We start from the raw sequence: 19,207 nt of genomic DNA, 5'->3' as shown, positions 1-19,207 counted from the left end.
TGGTCCTTCGTGCGTCAGTTGCTGGATGCATCGCGCAGATGCCCTCGTGAAGCATAGCGGTTCATGAGCGCAGACTGCGCACCATGAGCCTCGATGGCGCGCGCCACGCCGTCCTCGCCCGGATGCGTGTCGTGGTCGACGCGCGTGTAGATGCCGTCTGCGCCCAGGTCCCAGGCATCGCGCCCGTCGTGCAGATAGGCCACCAGGCATTCGTCGATCAGCCGCTGGCGCAGCGCGGCGTCCGTCACGGGCCAAGCGAGTTCGATACGCCGCATCATGTTGCGGTTCATCCAGTCGGCACTCGACAGGTACAGCGACTCGTCCTCGCCGTTGCGGAAATAGAAGACCCGCGAATGCTCCAGGAAGCGCCCGATCACCGAGCGCACGCGGATGTTGTCGGTCAGCCCCGGCACCTGCGCGGGCAGCGTGCACGCACCGCGCACGATCAGGTCGATCTTCACGCCCTTCTGTCCCGCGCGGATCAGCGAGGCGATGATCTCCTCGTCGGTCAGCGCGTTCATCTTGGCGACGATGCGCGTGGGGTGGCCTGCCGCAGCGGCCATGCCCAACGCATCGATCTGCGCCGTGATGTTCTTGTGCAGGTCGAACGGCGCCAGCCACATGCGGTTGAGTCTGGGCAGCCGGCTCTGGCTGGCCATGTGCACGAAGACCGCTTCCATGTCGGCCGTCAGCAGCGGGTCGGCCGTGAGGTGGCTGATGTCGGTGTAGAGCCTGGCCGTGCGCGGGTTGTAGTTGCCCGTGGACAGATGGCCGTAGCGGCGCATCTGCTTGCCCTCGCGCCGCGTCACCAGCAGCATCTTGGCGTGGGTCTTCAGGCCGACCACGCCGTACACCACCTGCGCGCCGATCGACTCGAGCATCTCGGCCCAGTTGATGTTGGCCTCTTCGTCGAAGCGTGCCTTCAGCTCCACCACCACCGTGACTTCCTTGCCGCGGCGCACCGCTTCGCGCAACAGGTCCATCAGTTCGGAATCGGTACCCGTGCGATAGATGGTCTGCTTGATCGCCAGTACATGCGGATCGAGCACCGCTTCGCGAAGGAACGCAAGCACGCCCTCGAAGCTCTCGAAGGGCTGGTGGATCAGGACGTCGCCGCGCTGCAGTCGCTCGAAGAACGACTGCGCCGGCGACAGCGTGACCGGGTACGACGCCGGGTATGGCGGAAACCGCAACTGCGGCTCCTCGAGCAAGTCGGCCAATTGCGTGAGCCGTGCCAGGTTGACCGGCCCGTGCACGCGGTACAGGGACTGCAGCGGCAGGTTGAACTGCGCCAGCAGAAAGCTCGCGAGCGACTCGGCGCAGCTCGCCGACACCTCCAGTCGCACGGCCTGCCCGTAGTGGCGATGCTGCAGCCCCTGGCGCAAGGCGGTGCGCAGGTTCTTCACGTCTTCCTCGTCCACTGCCAGGTCGGAATGCCGAGTGACGCGGAACTGCGAAAAATCGCCCACCTCCCGCCCCGGGAACATGCTGGCAAGGTGCGCACGCACCACGCTCGACAGCGCCACGAAGAGCGTCTTGCCGTCCGACACCTTGGCCGGCATCTTGATCAGACGCGGCAGCACGCGAGGCACCTTCACGATCTGGATCGGGTTCTCGCGCCCGAACGCGTCCTTGCCACCCAGCCGCACGATGAAGTTGAGCGACTTGTTGGCCACCTGCGGAAACGGATGCGCCGGGTCGAGCCCGACCGGGATCAGCAGCGGGCGCACCTCGCGTTCGAAGTATTCGCCGACCCACTTGCGCTGAGCCGGATTGCGCTCGCCGTGCGAAATGATGTGGATGCCGTGCGTGGCAAAGGTCGGCATCAACTCGTCGTTGTACAGCGCATACTGGCGCGCCACGAGCTTGTGTGCCGCTTCGGCCAGCCGCTCGAACGACTCGACGGTGTAGACGCCCTTGCGGTCGCCGGCGCTGCCCGCGATCAGGTGCGGCGCGGCGCGAACCTCGAAGAACTCATCGAGGTTGGAAGACACGATGCAAAGGTAGCGCAGCCGCTCGATCAGCGGCACCTCGGGCCGATGGGCCCAGTCGAGCACCCGTTCATTGAATGACAGGATGCTGTGGTCGCGGTCGAGCAGCGTGAACGTGGGCGCCGCGACGGCTGGCGACCGGTCTGCGGGGGCGAGTGACATGGGCACTGATTCTGGAGCAAGCGGCACGGGAGCACACGTAGGCGGAAATATGACAGTGTCGATGTCATTTGTGACGCTCTCATGACATTCTCGTGACGCCACCGCCGCCGTCTTGTGGGGCTCCATCATGCCCGGAGACAGGGCGGGCAACCCGTTGTGGGACGGGGCAGCCGCCGGCTTCATGCGCCCAGGAAATGCTTGCGGTAGCGCGCCGGCAAATCGTCGATGCGCATCAGCATCGGCAGGTCGGCCGCGTTGAAGTCCGGGTCCCAGGCCGGCGCGCCGAGCACCTTGGCGCCCAGGCGCAGGTAGCCCTTGATGAGCGCCGGCGGCTCCACGTCGAGCGTGCTGTCGAGACGCTCGACCGGCAGCGGCAGGCGGGGCTGCACCTGGTACTGGATCGGCGCCATGTGCTTGGCCGACACCTGGCGCCAGATGCTGGCCGCCGCGTCGCCGTTCGTGACACCGTTGTGTGACATCGGAATGCTCGCGCAGCCGATCATCGTGTCGAGCTTGTTGCGATGCATGAAGCCAGCCAGTGCACCCCACAGCGCGAGGATCACGCCGCCCTGGCGGTGGTCCGGATGCACGCAGCTGCGGCCCAGCTCGACCATGCGCTCGCGCAGGTCGCGCAGCCGGGTGAGGTCGAACTCGGTGTCGCTGTAGGTGCTGCCGACGCGGCGGGCCTGGGCCGGCGTGAGCACGCGGTAAGTACCGATGACCTGCTGCGTCAGCTCGTCGCGCACCAGCAGGTGTTCGCAGAAATCGTCGAACAGGTCGATGTCGTGGCCGGCCAGCGGCGAGGAGACCCGGGCGCCCATTTCGCCGACGAACACGTCGTAGCGCAGTCGCTGGGCAGCTCGCACGTCGTCCAGGTGACGGGCCCAGCCCACGGTGATGCCTTGCTTGGTATCGGCAACCGGCGGCAGGATGACAGCAGGCGCCTGGGGCACCGACGTGCGGGCAACGGCAGGCACACCGGTCGCGGGAGCGGGCCACAAGGCCGCGCGCAGCCCGATCTGTGAAAGCGGAAACGTCGGGTTGGGCAGTTCTTTCATGGGGAACCCTTTCTGCCGAGGGAGTCTCCGCACCTGCCATGAAGCGCGCGTGTCAGGAAGATTGCAGCCGCATGACGATGTTGCGCCGCGCCGCTTCGTCGTTTAATGCAGTGGATTCGCGACATGGAGTTTCCCCACATGGCCCTCGACGCAAACGGCACCGACAGCAACCGCCTTCACCAGACTTTTCCTGTCCTCAGTGACACCGAGATTGCGCGCATTGCGCGCTTCGGCACCGTGCAGCAGTTTGCGCGCGGCAGCCGGCTCTTCACCGCCGGGGAAACCGGTCCCGGCATGTTCGTGCTGCTCAAGGGCGTGGTAGCCGTCACGCAGCGCGACGGCCTCGGCCACGTCGTGCCCATCGTGCGGCAGGGGCCGGGCGAATTCCTGGCCGAAGTCGGCCAGTTGAGCGGCCGCCCCGCCCTGGTCGATGGCCATGCCGACGAAGACGTCGAGGCGCTGCTCGTCTCCCCCGCGCAGTTGCGCGCGTTGCTCGTGGCCGAAGCCGACCTGGGCGAGCGCATCACCCGCGCGCTGATCCTGCGGCGCGTGGCGCTGATCGAGTCAGGCGCCAGCGGCCCGGTGCTGATCGGCCAGCCGCAGTCGCCCGACATGGCCCGGCTGGAGAACTTTCTTCGCCGCAACGGCTATCCATATCACCTGGTCGACGCCGCCGAAGACCCCGACGCCGCCGCGCTGCTTGCGCAATACGGCGCCAGCAAGCTGCTGGCCGTGTGCCCCGACGGCTCGGTGCTGGTCAACCCGGCTGACGACGCGCTCGCGCGCTGCCTGGGCATGGTCGACACCGCCGAGCGCAACGAGCTGTTCGACGTGGCCGTCGTCGGTGCCGGGCCGGCAGGGCTCGCCACCGCCGTCTATGCGGCCTCCGAAGGCCTGCGCGTCATCGTGCTCGACTGCCGCGCCTTCGGCGGCCAGGCGGGCGCGAGCGCGCGCATCGAGAACTACCTGGGCTTCCCGACCGGCATCTCGGGGCAAGCGCTGGCGGGCCGGGCTTTCGTGCAGGCGCAGAAGTTCGGCGTCGAGATGCTGATTCCAGCCAAGGTGGTGTCGCTCGACTGTTCGCGCGACAACGCCCTCGACAGCCTGGCCGTTGCGCTGGCCGATGGCCGCACGATCCATGCGCGCACCGTCGTCATTGCCAGCGGCGCGCGCTACCGGCGTCCCGAAGTACCGCGTCTCGCCGAATTCGAAGGCCGCGGCATCTGGTACTGGGCCTCGGCCATCGAGGCGAAGATCTGCGCGCAGCAAGAGGTGGCGCTGGTGGGCGGCGGCAACTCGGCGGGACAGGCGGCGGTGTTCCTGTCGCGCCACGCGGCCAAGGTCAACGTGCTCGTGCGCGGCCCGTCGCTGGCCGCCAGCATGTCGCGCTACCTGATCGATCGCATCGAGGCCACACCCAACATCTCGCTGCAGCCTCACACCGAGCTCGTGCGCCTGCACGGCGACTCCGACGAAGGCCTCACCGGAGCGACCTGGCGCTGTCACACCAGCGGCGCCGAACATGACTGCCCGGCGCGCAACATCTTCCTGTTCATTGGCGCCGAGCCCGAAGCCTCGTGGCTCGAAGGCTGCGGGGTGGCCGTCGACAAGCACGGCTTCGTGCTCACCGGCGCCGCCGCGAGCAGCGGCTTTCCGGCGCGGCCGGCCGCGGCGCTCGAATCGAGCGTGCCGGGCGTATTCGCCGTGGGCGACGTGCGATCGGGTTCGGTCAAGCGCGTGGGCGGCGCCATCGGCGAAGGCGCGGCCGCGGTCGCGCTGATCCATCAGCACCTGTCGCAGGCCTCGGCCGTGGCTTGAGGCGCGCATCCATCCGCCAAGCCAGGCCAAACACTTGCGCCCCGCACGCGTTCGAAAGGCCGCGTATATGCTGCCGGGCTCGCATCACATCACGGAGTGCAAGTAGATATGCCCGCATCACCCATCGAGGTCTATTCCTGGCCCACGCCGAACGGCCACAAGGTTCACGTCATGCTCGAGGAATGCGGCCTGCCGTACCACGCGCACCCCGTGAACATCGGCAAGGGAGATCAGTTCGCGCCCGAGTTCCTGCAGATCAGCCCGAACAACAAGATCCCCGCCATCACCGACCCCGACGGTCCCGATGGCAAGCCCATCTCGCTCTTCGAATCGGGCGCCATCCTCGTCTACCTTGCGGGCAAGACCGGCAAGTTTCTGCCTACCGGCGATCGCGAACGCTACGACGTGCTGCAGTGGCTTATGTTCCAGATGGGCGGCGTCGGCCCCATGCTCGGCCAGGCGCACCACTTCCGCCTGTACGCACCCGAGAAGATCGCCTATGCCATCGACCGGTACAGCAACGAAGCCAAGCGCCTGTACGGCGTGATCGACAAGCAGTTGTCGAAAAACAGGTTCATTGCCGGCAAGAGCTATTCGATTGCCGACATTGCAATCTTTCCATGGCTTCGCAGCTGGGAGAACCAGGGCATCACCCTCACTGACTTTCCGCACCTGAAGGCCTGGTTCGACGGCATCGCTGCGCGGCCCGCCGTGCAGCGCGGCGTGAAAGTGCTGGCCGACCTGCGCCAGCCGATCACCGGCGACAAGGAGCGCGAGATTCTTTTTGGCAAGACGCAGTACGAGAAACGCTGAGAAGTCCGAGAAGAGCCAATATCCGGGCTAGAATCAAAGGCTTGTCGGGGTGTAGCGCAGCCTGGTAGCGCATCTGGTTTGGGACCAGAGGGTCGAAGGTTCGAATCCTTTCGCCCCGACCATAGAAAACGCAATGCGGACAGTCACTCAAGTGGCTGTCCGCATTTTCGTTTCTGCGTGATGGTGTCCCTGTATGCCGTCGGCAGTGTTCACTTCGGGTGCGGGCCTTGCGCTCAAAAAAGGACCACCCATTCGCCGCGCAGGTATCGGTAGTGGTAGCTGGGCCCCGAAAAGGTAGTGCTGCGGCTGTAGCCCGCGCCAAAACGAAATACCTGCGAGCCCCTGACCGGACTTTGAAGGCTCAGGTCGAACAATCTCGTTGGTTGATTCAAATCGTGATTGATCGTCTCATTGCCAAGCCCCGCCGTCAGGGAAGCCGTCCATCCCTGGAAGCGGTGCCGCCAGCCGATCGCCAGCATCGACTCGCTGTAGCTCTTCGGATTGAAATAGGCTCTGTCCACGTCCTCACGGGTGCTTCGGTACGTTCGATAGCGCGCCTGCAAGGTCAGCCCCAGATCGAGTGACGGCTGATAGATCAGCCGCAGGCGGGCATGGTCCCGTCGGTTGCCGTCCGAAAAATATTGCTGCCCCAGCAGTCCGACCAGGGTCAAATGGCTTCCCAGCCCCTGGTCCACGGCAACCCCGACAAACGAAAAATCGATCCCGCGGTCCAGGGACTTCGGAGTTTCCACCCAGTCGCGGGTTACGAGAAACTCCACCGCGGTACTCTTCGTGGGTGACATGCGGTAACTGCCGTCCAGTGTCAGCAGCGTGTGTCCTCCCTGCTGAAACAGGCCGGCCTCCAGGGCCCCTCCATCGCCAGTCCTGGATTCGATCGAACGGGCTAGAAATGAAATCTTCTTTCCGGCCCTTTGCCAGCTATTTTGCTTGTATTGGTAGTCGGAGAGACGAAAACCCAGGTAGCGATCGGCATTCTCGAAAGCGGGGAAGAATTCGGCCGACACCCTCCTCGATTGAAAATTGTCGCTGTCGCTGGTCAGGAAAAATTCCGTGCCAAAAGCCATGTCGCTTGGTTTTTCCTTGCCTTTTTCTTCGTCGGCTTTACAGGGTCCAGCCAGCACCACGGCCCCAGAGAGGACGGCAATGGAATATCTCAATGCCCCCATCATTTCGTCCCCCAGGCCTTGGGCTTTCTGAACAGCTCATCCAGATATCCGAGAATACTGGCGGGCTGCAGCAGCAGGCTGTACAAGAGCACATAAACGAAGAAGCCCTGGATATTTTTTCGCACGACCAAGCCCGTTTTCTTGAACATTCTGCGTTCGATCGAAAACATCAGAAGACTCAACGCGAATGCCGCCGGTATCAGCGCGAGCGTCATTACGCCCACAATCCAGTAATAACCGAAAAGCGCGAATATGATTCCTGGAATGAATCCGATGGTGTATGCCAGATCCAGCCATGGAAATACCAGGTTCCAATAAATGAAAAATGTCGACAACCTGGGTTTGAAGAGGATTCCCGGGTGCTTGACAAAGGCCTCGGTCATGCCGCGTGCCCATCGCTGGCGCTGCTTGACCAACTGCCTGACGGTGCTGGGCACATTGGTAAACAAGCACGCATCCTCACAGTGACCCACCCGGTACCCGGCTTTCAGCAGGGCCCACGTCAGCACGATGTCCTCTCCCACGCACTCAGGCCACCCTCCAACCTCGATCAGCGCGGCCCGGTCGTAAATGGAAAACGCACCCTGCGCAACCAATGTGCCTTGGAACAGCGATTGCACCCGCTTGATTGCTGCGATACCGTGAAAATAGTCCCATTCCTGGCAGCGGGTAATCCAATTTTGCCTCGAGTTCCGGACCAGGATCTTTCCTGCGACGGCCCGGGTATTGGGTGGATCGGCCCGGTAACGCTCGACAATACTGGCGAGCGCTCCTCGGTACAGAAAAGAGTCGGCATCCACGGTAACAACCAGGTCATGCAAGACTTCCTTGAATCCGATATTCAAGGCCCGGGCTTTGCCTCCGTTTTTTTTCAGATCAACGAAGGTGAGCCAGGGGTACTGATCCTTGATTCGCTGAACGACAAGAGAAGTGTTGTCCGTGGATCCGTCATTGATCACGAGAACCTGCAGTTCGCCGGGATAATTCTGGCGCCCGATGCTGGCAAGCGTCTCCTCAATGGAGGCTTCCTCGTTGTAAGCGGCCACCAGAATTGAAATCGGTGGATAGACAGACAGCGGGGAATGCGTCGGCCTCTTGTCGAGCAGCAGGCTTATGGCCATGAAGGCATTCATGAAGCCCGGAATAATGGCAATGCCATATACCAGGAAAATGGCCAGCACGGCACCGAGGTAATTCTTCAAATCGGCCAGCCACGCCTCCGCAGCCCATATTGAAAATCCCATCCACGCGGTGGCACCAATTAACGCGATAAGGAATTTCCCCGAAACCGACAGGTAAAGCAATGGCAGTGCTTTTTGACCATCTTCGTTCATATCGCCCTTGATAGTTCCATGGAATGTAACGCTCAAGAAACGTGCTGAACAGTGTGTTCAACCCACTCGCGCAGCTTTGGCGCCACGCGGATTCGGTCAGGCCTTCCCTGACTACGAAATTAGACTTCCCCCCGAATCAAAACCGATTCGGCTCCCGCACGGCTTCGAACTACGGTCCCGCCCCGCAAGTCAAGGCGCGGAACTCGGTAGAATCCGCCGCTGCCGACTGAAGGTAAAGCATCTAAGTCGTTGATTTTCCGGGCTTGCCTCCAGCCCGGAATCTGCCCGTAGCTCAGTTGGATAGAGCACCTGCCTTCTAAGCAGGTTGTCGGGGGTTCGATCCCCTCCGGGCAGGCCATTTTGTTGCTCCACGTTCCCCCACAAAGTTGTGACTCGAGGCAAACTCTGGCCATTCAGCGCGCATTGAGTAGATTTTTTCTCGGCCAATCTACCGTAGATCCCCAAAACCGGCGCGTGCCGCTCTATTCACTGGCCGTCAGCCCGCACTTCTGCGGGCCGCGCAGCAAGTTGCAGACTGCGCTTCCAGCTCATTTTGAAGATCTTGTTGTCGCGTGACAACCGAATCTGGTTGGCGATGCGCCGGCAGGATGGTCGCTGGGCCGAGCCAAGAAGAGCTTTCCGCTGCTCCATGATGCGTAGGGTCAGCTGTGCGACCCGTTCCTCAACACGGCGCGCCCGCTCCACCTGTGCGCGACGCCTCATCTCCTGGGCGAGATCGCCCATTCGCTCCCGAAATAGCCGGGGATCGATGCTCAACTGCTTCGCAATCGCCGTCGGTGACGCCGCCTCCGGTCCCGCGGCAATCCCGGCGCTCTCCGCGCGAATTCGAGTCCAATCGCGCAGACAACGTTGTTTTGGCTGTGGCAATTGCATTTCCCAAGTAGCGTCCGGGGGATTCAACCTCCAAAGCGTCGGAACCAACACCCCCGCAAGGGAAACCTGCGCGACTATCGCCAAGCGGGTCAAGTTTGGGAGGTTTGCCCCTCCCCTTCCGTGGCGCAGATCGTGCATCGTTGACTTCTGCAATCGAGCATGGCGCCCCAGAGCCCCCGCAGAGTCGGCAATACTCAACGAAGCGACTCGCTCCAACAATGGCTCGATACCGACCTCAAGAGCCAGTTCTTCGCGAAGGACGCGGGGTGTCGACGCCACCAGTTCGGCAGAGAGTTCTACGGACAGTCGATCAAATGTCGCGGATTCGCTTCGTTCCTTCGCCCGGAAACTCGCATGCTCCAGTTGCTCGGGCGAGGCACCAGCAAGATCGCTGCCGCATTGAGGACAATGGTCAAGCGGCCCACACCATTGCCGACTGCTCAAGAATCTGCCGCCGCAGTTCAGGCACTGAGTCTGCAGGTAGACGGTATGCTTTAGGCAGATCTCTGTGGTCGACAATGCCCATAGCAGCGGCCAGACAGCCGGCAGCCCGGCCTCTCGAGATTGCAGAAAGCATTGCCCACACCATGCCCGAATCGGCTTGAGGGCACGATATCTGCATAGAGTCCCGGCATACGCATGAAGGCCGAGTTCTGCGACAGCGGGGACCCCTGTCAGATCTGCCAATGCCCGAGCATAGTCGCGCCCTCGAGTCGTAGGAGCATCGACTGTTCCCACCCGGTCAAATCCACCTATGTCCTCAGGCAAGCAGCCGCGAATCAACTCATCCAATACGCATCGTCGAACCCGATGCCGCCCCACCAAGCGAAACGCATAGCTGTCGATTGATTCGACAAACGGTGTCCCTGCCCCCTCAGGATTCAGGCTGTAGAGCCTTGTAGGCTCAGGCGTACTCTCGCCTTCGCCTGGCTCCGCGCGCTTGCCGATCGGAAGCCGCAAAGCAGGAGCACTTTTAGTCATCGGACTTCTCCTCGCCTTCTGACGCCGCCCCGTCAGTCTTGGGCTTCATCGGCCCGACGCGGTCCCTAGTGGGGTTCCGCTCTCCTGGGCGACGAGGATGAGCTGATCCCTTCGCCTGCTTACCCTTTCGACACACATTTTTGGCAGTTCCCTTGCCGTTGCGGTTGAGGCGCCATTCAAGCTTGCCATGACCCGCATCGCCCCAAGCAATCTCGTCGATCATCTGCTCAAGCGCCTCGTTGTCTATCTTCGTAGACAAAAAGTCATCCAGGATGATTTCGCTCCTCCCTGCAAAGTGAGCCGCAGCCCATGCTCGTGCGATCCAATCCTTGAGAACACCTACACACCCCAGCGAGCCTCCATAGAAAAGGTCTGCATTGGCCGCAGCATCCGGAAAGCCATTCACAGGCAACTTCGACATCAGCGTCTTCGCGACGCTTACAAACTGACGCAGTTCCTCCTCAACATTGCTTCGATAGCAGTTGTACTGAACCGTGCTACTGCGACGCATCACTTGACCGGATATGCGCAATAGCTCCGGCAGTCGATAGGTCCCACATAGAAGGATCTTGATGTCACTGGTTTGCGCGATCGACTTGAGAACATCAAATTGATCTACAACGGAACCACTCTTTCCCCCAAGAAGGATGTGCTGCGCCTCGTCGATGATCCAGAACTTCGTCCCGCGCTCCTGGAATTCGCATTCAAGCGCATAGCGCATCTCCGAAGTTGTCGTCGAAACCCTGTCGACGACCACGTCACCGGCCCTTCTGACACCATGAGCCATGCGGCGATCGACAAAAAGGTCCCCTAACCCGATCAAGCCATCACGATAGAGCCGCTTGAAATCAAAGCTGCGTGCACCGTGCGCGACCGCTGTGGTGAACAGGACAGGTACGCATGAGGGGACCGTTTGAACAAGCGTGGCAAACGCCTCCCAGATGGCCAAAACGAGGCGCTTCAGAAGGTGGGTCTTTCCGACTCCAGTCGGTCCTGAAAGAATGATGAAGTTGATGCTGGAACAGAAAAGTGTCAAGAACTTGATCTTGTCCAGCGCTTCATCATGAAGAGCGTGCTTAACTCCGAGTGCCTTGTAGGCTTCTTCATCGCGAGAAAAATCTGAGTTGCTCATGATTCAATCTCCACTGGGAAAAGGTCGTCATCCGTAAGCTTCTCGAGCGCTCCTGGTAGCGGTGCATCCGGCCCCGGCTCCGGGTCTACGGAGTCGTCGTTCGTGCCATCGTCGTCGCCACCGTCTTCGTCGTCGTCGCCCCCCGGCGAAGCCGCGCCCAAGATAGCGCGTTCCGCGTTTGCACGGAGTTGCTCGACCAGCAACGCCTCGGTTTCATCAAGCTCAAGCAAAAACTTGACGAATGCGGTTTCGGTGAGCCGGGCCTTTTCGACTTGGCTGCGACGCCGAAGCCATTCCTCGCGCGCGAGAGCTAATTCGCGCTCGGTGCGCCTGGTCAGAACAGCTGCAAATCGGGACTTCAAGGTGACCCATGAACCACCAACAAGAGCATATGCAATGCTCATGTCCATGGGATCGAAGCGCACCGGGACGCGCTTACCGAGAACGGCACGAAGCCCCGGGGCGTTGTAGTACAGATAGTTGATCTTGACGCCGTCCGGCTGCACTTTGGCACGGCCCGACCTCGTCGTGGGGCAAGTACTCACGAGGAAATCCTGGTCGTAGACGATACGCCGCTCGGGTCGGCTCCCGTGCACGCGTACATCCTGCTCGTGGGCTTCATTGGGCGTAACGAGCAGGCGCCTGTGATCGAGCGCGTGATACTCGTTGACGTAAGTCTCGAATGCAGTGCAGAGCGCAGGAAGTGTCCACACAGCAAAATGCTTCGGGTCAACCTCCGGAGTCAGCTGACGCACGTTCCGCCTGTTCTGCGTGTTGGCGAGTAGCGTGTGGAAGAACTGGGAGTTTGCAGTCCCAAACATTCGCTCCCCGCGAGATCCGAATCGAGCCTTGCCAGCGGGCCGGCGAAGGATGGTCACGCTGAAGAATGCGGCGAGGGCTTCGAACCAAGTGCAATGGAATTCACGACCACCATCAACGACAATGCTCTCCGGCAGCCGCCCCCAGCGCCTTACGCAATCGCGCAGCGCCATGAGAACGGAGCGATAGCTCGGTGGCGCAAATGTGATGTAGAAGGCAAGAATCTTCGCCGTAAGATCATCCACCAGGAGGGTCAGCCAGACCCTTCCGAGAGGCCTCCCCGTCCTCGAACAGACAAGCTCAAGATCCACTTCCGTGTGATCCAAATAGGCCTTCTCAAACGCCCGCATCGCATCATGAGGCGCGGTATCGCCGTCCGGCTCCGCCCGCGGCTCCAGGTTGTAAGCCGCGCGCGCGCCCTCGCGCGCGAGCTTCATCTGATAAGGGAAGCGCTTGACGAATCTGGCAATGTATCCGTATGACGGGATCTGCAAGTGCTTAGTGGTGCAGGCCTCCTGGATCCGCTCGAACAGCCTGAGTGCACGTACGCGCTTAGGAGTTGCGTAGTGCTCTTTGACCTGCTCTTCAATGACCTCCAGAACCTCCCGCGCCAACCTGGGAGTTCGATTCCCACATTCTTTGTAGTGCGGAATGATCCCGACAAAGCCATTTCCATATTTGGCCTCTGCAGACCGCCAGCAGGCGATTTTTCGCCGTTCAGTGCGAGAAGCAGGAACCTTCGAAGTTCCATTCAAGAAAGGCGCAATCTGGCGGTGCGCAGCCAGTGCACGAGCAAGATCTGACGGCGCTGCCTGCGACAGGAGCTTGTATGCCTCGGAAGAACCCGTCGCTTTTGCCAATTCACTCCCGTTCTTGGGCCGGATGGCGCCGGCCTTGAACAGCTTCTCGAACGCATCGCGAGAGAGTGATTGCAGCGTTCCCCCCTCATCCAACAACGTGAACTCGGAAGCGCCGCTGTTGAGCACGGTCCATTCACGGTCGTCCCATATGAGTGAGCTCCCAGTTGCCAGGTCGAATATCGACGCGATGAGGCTACGACTCGACTTGGTGGCCGCGATTCGCGCAACACGATACGCATCCATCGTCGCTCGGTCGAAGTACACGTAAGTCCGCTCGCCTTCGGCGAGGAGTTCGTTTTCGAGGTCGACACTGAACCGCCCACGAGCAATTGCTCGGAACAGATCATCGGCATCTGCTGTCGCGGACAGTGCTTTCAGAATCTCCGCAACCGTGGCGCGCGCGTTCTTGCGCAGGAAGTCCGATATCGCTTTGACCGCCACTCCATTCCAGTGGTACTCACCCGCTCGCACGTAGTCCATCAAGAAGCCCAGATTCGCCGTCAGGATCGGCGGTATCGCGCGACTGCTGACGATGCGATGCTTCAGACCGAGCTTCTCCGCAGCTTCTTCCTTTGGAGGGCTGCGCCACGAGCCATCCGGCCGCTGCTGATAGAGCTCCGGCTGCTTGCTGGCGGCCTCGAGAATGCCCGCCTCCGTCATGCAGTCAACCAGTTCAAATGAATCGGGATAGACAACCAGAAAGTCTGGTCGGTGATAGTAGGACCTCATTCGGTGCGTCTTGGCGCACATGTAGTTGAGCTTGATCCCCGGCGGCTCGTTGAAATAGGCAATCGACCGAGACGACATCTCCTCAGCCAGGATGAACGCGTACTCTGTCGTACGAGTCTTGAAGCCCACCGTGACGCCGTTCTTCTTACTGGGGAATGCCCCCGACATTCGGCGCGCGGAACTTCGCTCTCGTCGAGCTGGGTCTGCGATGGTTGCGGCGACATAGCGCAGCCCCTCAATACAGAGCTTGCAGACATCCGCCGCCCGACGGATCAAGCTCGACAGCCCTGCCCGAAGAGGCTTCTCCGGGTCTTGGGGCGTGAGATCGTCTGGAACTTCAACATCAGATACTTCCATGGTTTCCTCGTCGCATCAAAGTGCCCTCGCGGGCTCCAATGCGCAAAGAACCAGACGGACTCAGCTGCTTGCGGCCTCGAAACGACGACCAAAGGCCATCTCTTCGCGACAGGAAGCGACAGAGCCCGACAAGAGCAAGACAAAGCCACTCCCCCCTCATGACGGCTTGAAGTCTGAGGCAGAACGCAGTAGAGTATCTGTAAGTCCAGTTGGGAACGCAGACACCGAGACCCTCGCTTAGGTTGCCGCCTTCGCGAGGGTTTACTGCTTTCGGGGATGTGCTACCTCGATCAACTGGTTCCTTGCGCTCCTTTCTCGCCCTCCAAGACCTCGACGAAATCGCTCTCAGTCGGGCGCGAACTCTCCAAAGACATCAAAAACCGGGCGACCTCCGTCGCCAACGCGAAGCTTCCTCTGCGGTGTGGGACCCGAACCAGAGGGAGCGGTAAATGGCCTCGCTGAAGACTCCTCTCCAATGCCCCCTTCGAGGGATATCGGAGCACCTGGGCGAGCGCTTCAACACTCAGCAAAGGACCATGAACCTCAAGCAGATGGCGAGCCACCAACTCGAAGCCCGTTTCTTGGTCGACTGCACGAGTCGTAGCTGTCGACCCGGGCCCAGGTTGTGGTGAATGCATGCCTCATCATGGGGACCCGAATTCGCCTTGACAAGTGCGGGAATTGCTCCGTGCTAGTAGTGCTTCGCGCAATGCATACGACATGAGCGTGGTCCTTTTTTCCGCGGCAACACGCGCGCAGGCATAGGGGATCGCGTCCCCCTGCTTACCTGCAAAGCAGCGACTGAAGAGTCGCCCTCAACACTCCCCGATCACGGAAACTTCAGCAAAAATCAAATTGTGTTAATTTGTTGTGACTGGTCGTGCCTGGTCGCACCGGATCGGGACGGCACCGTGCAGGAGGTTGGCTCAACCATGCAGAAGCGTCGCTCTACAGAGCCCTTGAGTGCTCGCCTGCTGGCGATCGGCGAATCGGTACGCAGCTTGATCCGAGGAGCCGAGATCGGCGCCCTCAGCGCTTCGAAGCTTCAAGTGCTCCATCAATTCACGCGACACCCTCCCACCGCATTCCCAGCTCAGATCAGTGCCGCGCTGATGTGGGAACCGTCGCGCGCCTTGAAGGACATCAAAGCACTGGTGGACAGCGGCCATCTGCTGCCGGCAACACTAACCAACGATGGCGCGAGTACGGCGCCGATCGATAAACGCCACCGACGGTACTCACTGACACCTGCAGGCCTGGAGCAGGCCGAGCGCTTCGCGCAGGTTCTCGCGGCCATAGACGAATCGCTTATGCCTATCGTTTCAGTCCGGGCGGAACAAGGCACGAGGCATCTCTTTCAACAACTCGTGCGTGTTGGAAAAGTCTGCAATCCGGAGAGCACAAGAAGCATCGAGGAGGCAATTCGTACCGGCCGACTAAGCCGAGTACGCAGACGGCCTTAGGCTTGTGGATTTTCTCAACCCGGCGGGCAAATACAGCTATCGTGATAATCCTTCTTATCAGGATAGGAAATACCGCCCGCCAAACTGGGGCCGTCGAAATAGCCTATAGGCGCTAAATATGTGCAGCCTTGGCACTCGTCGAGGAGTCTGTCGTCGCCCGTGAAGGGCTGCAACGCAGCGGATGCCGACATTCGACGGACTCGCGCGAATAGGTACTATCGGCCAAAAGCCGACCTACAAATGACCCCACCAACAACGCTTGAAGAGGCTGTCTCCAAGGCTCGGACGCTCGTGTCCGCCGATGACAAGGACGCGCTTCGAACCCTTTCGCTAGCTGAAGCCGGTTGGCGACTGCATATGACGCTCGGCCACCAGCTCAGAGGAGAGTTTGGACTTTGGACAGCAGGAGCCGAAGCGCTATTCAACGACATTAACGCCAAGATGCCTCACCGCCTCGCAGTTGACGGCGACACCGCTTCGGCTGCACTTATCGATGCACTTTGGCATGATGCGCGCTCAAGGGCCTAAACCGTCCCGGCGAGCAGGGCTTGGCCCGCAGAGGAATGAAGCCGGATGCGGCCACAACCGGTCTTTCACTCTCGTCATTCAACCGCTGGAGCAGTTAGCTTGACCAATGACGTTGCCCCACCATCCCGCTACAAAGCATGGGTCTCCCATCTGCAGGATTCGACCGCTGGACAGTGGTCCGTGACGAACTATCACGACGACACCAAGGGTCACTCAATTCTCATCTTCAACAGCACCGACACAGAAGGAACGCTGCTGTCGACCGTTGGGCTGATGGATGTAAATATCAGCGCGATTGCTGACAAGGAGCTGCGTACAGAGATATTGTTGGACCATCGTGGTCGCGCTCAGCACGACGCAAACGTGTTGGCGACCATCGCCTTCTATGTTCTCAAGAACAAGTGGCGGCCGTCGCCGGGTGTCGTGTTTGAGGAGATGGTGACCTTCTACCTACCAGAGACGACGTTGCCCCATGTGCTTTTCATCCCGCCGTATCAGTGGACTGACTCACGTATGACCAAGGCTACAGTCGGCGAGTTCCTCATCCATCCTCTGCTGGCGGTCCCAATTTCCGAATCCGAACGCCGCATTGTTTCAAGCTATGGCTACGAAAGACTGCAGACCGTGTGGGAGGACAGCCAAACGGACGTGCTGGACTGGAACAGAGATGGAAGAATCGAGGCTTGAACTAGGGGCGCCCCCACCAGAGGAGTGTGACCGCCGGCACAAGCCGGCCAGGAGCGGTCACTCGCGTCTGCCTTCCAACGACGGCCCCTTGAAGTGACCGCGCTGTTCGCCCCTTTTCTCTGAGGTTGATGCAGATGTTGGAGTCTCTCGTATCCGGAAGACCTGCCTCGGCGCTCTTCAAGTCATTGATGGAAGCCGACGGCTCCCTCGACGCTCGGGCGCTAGACCGCATCGTCGGGCTTGAGTACCCGAACATTAGTCCAGGCGCCTTCATCGCCATCCGCCGTTGGTCGAGTCTGGACAGTGGGTTTGAGGTTTCGGACGAGGACCTAGATGCCCTGATTGCGCACTATCTGAGAGAAGCCGGGTACATCAGCTAGTTCGTCGTTTGGGCCTCCCGGTAGCAGCGGCATAGGTGTGGCAGGATGCGGCCAAAACCAGTCACTCGCCGGTGCGGCAGAATCTGACCATATGGCGAGCACCAGACCGCAAAAAATCCCGTTGGCTACCCTGCAGGAGGCGGCTCGGCTTGCAACCCGAACTGCGCTTGAGCCGTTCGGGCCCATTCCCGACGATGTCGCGCTCACGCTTGGAACGCACTGGGAGGACGACGAGGTTGTCTTCGAGCTGTACATCGCGAAGGACCAGCCCACGGACGCGGTGGTGCTCACGGAGACCCGTGTGAATCAATATGACGGGCAAGTGCGGTCCGTCCGCGTGTTTGAGGAGGTAGTGGCGGGCGTAATGGCGATGAGAACGCCGTAGCCCGAAATCGGCCAAGACCAGTCTTTCGATCATGCTTCCCAAGAACAAAGTCTTCGCAAACGTCAAGCGCGTCCTGGCGCTGAGCGCGCTCGTCATCAGCGGCAGCGGATATTCGGCAACTACGCAGTTCGCTGACGGCGGAGTATTTCTTGACTATCTTGTAATGAGGGAAGCTTCGGCGGTCTGTTCGGATCGGTTTCCGGGATTCGCGCAAAGGTTTGCGCCCGCTTTTGCGAAATGGCAAACACGTCGGGCAGCACAACTTGAGCGAGGCCCTACGGCACTAGAAGCTGTGGGCAAGAGCCAAGGTGTCGACTACGACAGCGTTGTCCGACTGACGGTCGACAAGCTCAATCGCTCGCCTGCGGTCGTGGTTCAGAAGGAGTGCGGGCAGGTGCTCGAGTCGCTCGGCGTCGAGTGAAAACCGTTTAAGCAGCAGACGGCTAGGAGCAGACCTTCCCCATGACCACCCGGCTTCGCTTCGGAATCGCCTTGTTGCTTATTGTGGCCGCCGTCGCAGCCGCCGGAATCTGGCTTGCACGAGAGGTGTCGATAGACAAGTGCTTGGACCGCGGAGGAGCGTGGGACCACGACCAAGCGCGCTGCCTCGTTGCGGCGCGGTAGGGCGAAGGCAGAATGCGGCCGGAAGCCGACCTTCACCGCGCCCCTCAGTTTCAACGCTCATGACCCAAAACCATCAATGAAAAAACTGCTTCTTGTGCTGGGCGTTGTGATGTGCAGCGTGGCTCACGCGGAATGGACCCACGTCGCCACGGGCGCCGACCACACCGTCTACATCGACAAGGCTTCGGTCAAAAGTAAAGGTAGCCATGTCTCGGCCTGGACTCTGCGTGAGCACATGGCCGTCCAGTCATACAACGGTAAGCCGTACTGGTCCGATAAGGTCTTCATGGACTTTGACTGTAAGCAGGACACCCTTGCGATGCAATACTTGGTAATCATGACGGAGAAGATGGGCACTGGCCTGCCTCTAGACATGCTCGACTTCAGCGACAAGCCGAGCCGCCCCGTTGTTCCCCAATCTGTCTTGCAAACTGTCGAGAAGGTGCTCTGCTCGATGAGGTAAGCAGTACGCCGCACAGAGATGATGTCCACATGACCTCGAGCGCTCACTAACCGTCAACGTGATTAAGAAGGCCCCTGGTCGCTTTGGGCGCCCTGACAGACCATCGCGACCTCCGGCAGAATCCGGCCAGACCCGGCCGTTCGCCGTGCCGGCACAATGCGGCCACTACCGGCCGTTCGTCATGCTGGCGCAACACAGCCAAGACCGGACATCCCGAGGCTAGATTAAGACTGACTTCTTTGTGGCGCGAAATGAAGAACCCAACCCACTTGCCTCAAGCAGTTTTCGATTCGGTCTCGCATCTTCTGGAGCCAGACTGGATGGCGCTTGTCATTGACTACCATGTGGATGAGACACAAAGCTCCTTACTGGGCAGCTATGTGACTCGCTCGCCTGAAGGCCTCGAGGAAGTCGGGATAGTTCTGCCGAATGACCTGGATGGGCTATTGAGAGAACTTCGAGAAAGTCTTCCAGACGGCGACGTCCGGGTGTTTTCACGTTGCAAATTTCGCTTGTCCGTATGCGTCCGCCCAACACATATT

16 protein-coding genes, 2 tRNA genes and 1 pseudogene are annotated in these 19,207 nt (G+C 60.6%); 11 read left to right on the top strand and 8 right to left on the bottom strand.

Features of this window, described 5'->3' with window-relative positions:
* Positions 1-14 precede the first annotated feature (14 nt).
* Complete coding sequence (gene ppk1 / locus PMI12_RS21405) at positions 15-2,336, bottom strand: polyphosphate kinase 1 (RefSeq protein WP_007836641.1); 2,322 nt, start codon at positions 2,334-2,336, stop codon at positions 15-17.
* Complete coding sequence (locus PMI12_RS21400) at positions 2,333-3,211, bottom strand: GNAT family N-acetyltransferase (protein WP_007836639.1); 879 nt, start codon at positions 3,209-3,211, stop codon at positions 2,333-2,335. Before PMI12_RS21400 ends, ppk1 begins: the two co-directional genes overlap by 4 nt.
* A 138-nt stretch (positions 3,212-3,349) precedes the next feature.
* On the opposite strand from PMI12_RS21400, the gene PMI12_RS21395 reads away from it, so the two are divergent.
* The 3 genes from PMI12_RS21395 to PMI12_RS21385 all read left to right on the top strand — a co-directional run bounded on the left by PMI12_RS21395 (position 3,350) and on the right by PMI12_RS21385 (position 5,964).
* Positions 3,350-5,029 (top strand): FAD-dependent oxidoreductase, encoded by a 1,680-nt coding sequence (locus tag PMI12_RS21395; protein ID WP_007836637.1) that lies wholly within the window; start codon positions 3,350-3,352, stop codon positions 5,027-5,029.
* Positions 5,030-5,137: 108 nt separating this feature from the next.
* Positions 5,138-5,842: a glutathione binding-like protein gene (locus tag PMI12_RS21390; protein ID WP_007836635.1), complete on the top strand. Its 705-nt coding sequence runs from the start codon at positions 5,138-5,140 to the stop codon at positions 5,840-5,842.
* A 45-nt stretch (positions 5,843-5,887) separates the two neighbouring features.
* Positions 5,888-5,964, top strand: a tRNA-Pro gene (locus PMI12_RS21385).
* 111 nt (positions 5,965-6,075) lie between these two features.
* On the opposite strand, the gene PMI12_RS21380 is transcribed toward PMI12_RS21385, so the two are convergent.
* Together PMI12_RS21380 and PMI12_RS21375 are read right to left on the bottom strand one after the other, a co-directional pair.
* Entirely contained in the window at positions 6,076-7,029 is a 954-nt protein-coding gene (locus PMI12_RS21380) for a hypothetical protein (protein WP_443260864.1), read from the bottom strand.
* Positions 7,029-8,363 carry a glycosyltransferase gene (locus tag PMI12_RS21375; RefSeq protein WP_007836631.1) on the bottom strand — a complete coding sequence of 445 codons (1,335 nt, stop codon included), beginning with the start codon at positions 8,361-8,363 and terminating at the stop codon, positions 7,029-7,031. Before PMI12_RS21375 ends, PMI12_RS21380 begins: the two co-directional genes overlap by 1 nt.
* Before the next feature lie 281 nt (positions 8,364-8,644).
* Here PMI12_RS21375 and PMI12_RS21370 point away from each other — a divergent pair.
* Positions 8,645-8,721, top strand: a tRNA-Arg gene (locus tag PMI12_RS21370).
* Positions 8,722-8,849: 128 nt separating this feature from the next.
* Here the strand turns inward: PMI12_RS21370 and PMI12_RS29515 are convergent.
* The 4 genes and pseudogenes from PMI12_RS29515 to PMI12_RS21350 all read right to left on the bottom strand — a co-directional run bounded on the left by PMI12_RS29515 (position 8,850) and on the right by PMI12_RS21350 (position 14,135).
* The gene (locus tag PMI12_RS29515; protein ID WP_237726150.1) at positions 8,850-9,701 is read right to left on the bottom strand and encodes a hypothetical protein; all 852 of its coding nucleotides are present in this window, start codon (positions 9,699-9,701) and stop codon (positions 8,850-8,852) included.
* Between the two features lie 45 nt (positions 9,702-9,746).
* Positions 9,747-10,238 (bottom strand): annotated as a pseudogene (locus tag PMI12_RS29675) (TniQ family protein); the annotation flags it as partial.
* Positions 10,231-11,370, bottom strand: a complete 1,140-nt coding sequence (locus tag PMI12_RS21355; protein ID WP_007836627.1) for an ATP-binding protein — start codon at positions 11,368-11,370, stop codon at positions 10,231-10,233. The gene PMI12_RS21355 and the pseudogene PMI12_RS29675, both read right to left, overlap by 8 nt.
* Positions 11,367-14,135, bottom strand: a complete 2,769-nt coding sequence (locus tag PMI12_RS21350) for a Mu transposase C-terminal domain-containing protein (RefSeq protein WP_081502694.1) — start codon at positions 14,133-14,135, stop codon at positions 11,367-11,369. Before PMI12_RS21350 ends, PMI12_RS21355 begins: the two co-directional genes overlap by 4 nt.
* A 932-nt stretch (positions 14,136-15,067) precedes the next feature.
* Here PMI12_RS21350 and PMI12_RS28920 point away from each other — a divergent pair.
* From PMI12_RS28920 to PMI12_RS29510, 7 genes are all read left to right on the top strand, one after another.
* Positions 15,068-15,598, top strand: a complete 531-nt coding sequence (locus PMI12_RS28920) for a hypothetical protein (protein ID WP_157632263.1) — start codon at positions 15,068-15,070, stop codon at positions 15,596-15,598.
* 240 nt (positions 15,599-15,838) lie between these two features.
* On the top strand, positions 15,839-16,126 hold the full coding sequence (locus PMI12_RS28915) for a DUF6794 domain-containing protein (RefSeq protein ID WP_157632262.1): 288 nt from the start codon (positions 15,839-15,841) through the stop codon (positions 16,124-16,126).
* 99 nt (positions 16,127-16,225) lie between these two features.
* The gene (locus PMI12_RS21345) at positions 16,226-16,813 is read left to right on the top strand and encodes a suppressor of fused domain protein (protein ID WP_007836623.1); all 588 of its coding nucleotides are present in this window, start codon (positions 16,226-16,228) and stop codon (positions 16,811-16,813) included.
* Between the two features lie 471 nt (positions 16,814-17,284).
* A complete protein-coding gene (locus tag PMI12_RS21335; RefSeq protein ID WP_007836620.1) occupies positions 17,285-17,578 on the top strand; it encodes a hypothetical protein in 294 nt (97 codons plus the stop codon).
* A gap of 31 nt (positions 17,579-17,609) precedes the next feature.
* Positions 17,610-17,999 carry a hypothetical protein gene (locus PMI12_RS28910; RefSeq protein ID WP_157632261.1) on the top strand — a complete coding sequence of 130 codons (390 nt, stop codon included), beginning with the start codon at positions 17,610-17,612 and terminating at the stop codon, positions 17,997-17,999.
* Positions 18,000-18,278: 279 nt separating this feature from the next.
* Positions 18,279-18,665, top strand: a complete 387-nt coding sequence (locus PMI12_RS21330; protein WP_007836619.1) for a surface-adhesin E family protein — start codon at positions 18,279-18,281, stop codon at positions 18,663-18,665.
* A 251-nt stretch (positions 18,666-18,916) separates the two neighbouring features.
* On the top strand, positions 18,917-19,207 hold a 291-nt coding region (locus PMI12_RS29510; RefSeq protein ID WP_237726149.1), incomplete at its 3' end, for a hypothetical protein.

The sequence above is a fragment of the Variovorax sp. CF313 genome, from assembly GCF_000282635.1.
In the GTDB taxonomy this organism is placed as follows: Bacteria; Pseudomonadota; Gammaproteobacteria; order Burkholderiales; family Burkholderiaceae_C; genus Variovorax.
Note: the sequence above shows the minus strand (reverse complement) of the source record. Positions and strands in the feature narration are given on the sequence as shown.

Excerpts from the sequence above, each read along its gene's own strand:
- ppk1 (WP_007836641.1), bottom strand. The coding sequence starts at position 2,336 with ATGAAGCCGGCGGCTGCCCCGTCCCACAACGGGTTGCCCGCCCTGTCT.
- PMI12_RS21400 (WP_007836639.1), bottom strand. The coding sequence starts at position 3,211 with ATGAAAGAACTGCCCAACCCGACGTTTCCGCTTTCACAGATCGGGCTG.
- PMI12_RS21395 (WP_007836637.1), top strand. The coding sequence starts at position 3,350 with ATGGCCCTCGACGCAAACGGCACCGACAGCAACCGCCTTCACCAGACT.
- PMI12_RS21390 (WP_007836635.1), top strand. The coding sequence starts at position 5,138 with ATGCCCGCATCACCCATCGAGGTCTATTCCTGGCCCACGCCGAACGGC.
- PMI12_RS21380 (WP_443260864.1), bottom strand. The coding sequence starts at position 7,029 with ATGGGGGCATTGAGATATTCCATTGCCGTCCTCTCTGGGGCCGTGGTG.
- PMI12_RS21375 (WP_007836631.1), bottom strand. The coding sequence starts at position 8,363 with ATGAACGAAGATGGTCAAAAAGCACTGCCATTGCTTTACCTGTCGGTT.
- PMI12_RS21355 (WP_007836627.1), bottom strand. The coding sequence starts at position 11,370 with ATGAGCAACTCAGATTTTTCTCGCGATGAAGAAGCCTACAAGGCACTC.
- PMI12_RS21350 (WP_081502694.1), bottom strand. The coding sequence starts at position 14,135 with ATGGAAGTATCTGATGTTGAAGTTCCAGACGATCTCACGCCCCAAGAC.
- PMI12_RS28920 (WP_157632263.1), top strand. The coding sequence starts at position 15,068 with ATGCAGAAGCGTCGCTCTACAGAGCCCTTGAGTGCTCGCCTGCTGGCG.
- PMI12_RS28915 (WP_157632262.1), top strand. The coding sequence starts at position 15,839 with ATGACCCCACCAACAACGCTTGAAGAGGCTGTCTCCAAGGCTCGGACG.
- PMI12_RS21335 (WP_007836620.1), top strand. The coding sequence starts at position 17,285 with ATGGCGAGCACCAGACCGCAAAAAATCCCGTTGGCTACCCTGCAGGAG.
- PMI12_RS28910 (WP_157632261.1), top strand. The coding sequence starts at position 17,610 with ATGCTTCCCAAGAACAAAGTCTTCGCAAACGTCAAGCGCGTCCTGGCG.
- PMI12_RS21330 (WP_007836619.1), top strand. The coding sequence starts at position 18,279 with ATGAAAAAACTGCTTCTTGTGCTGGGCGTTGTGATGTGCAGCGTGGCT.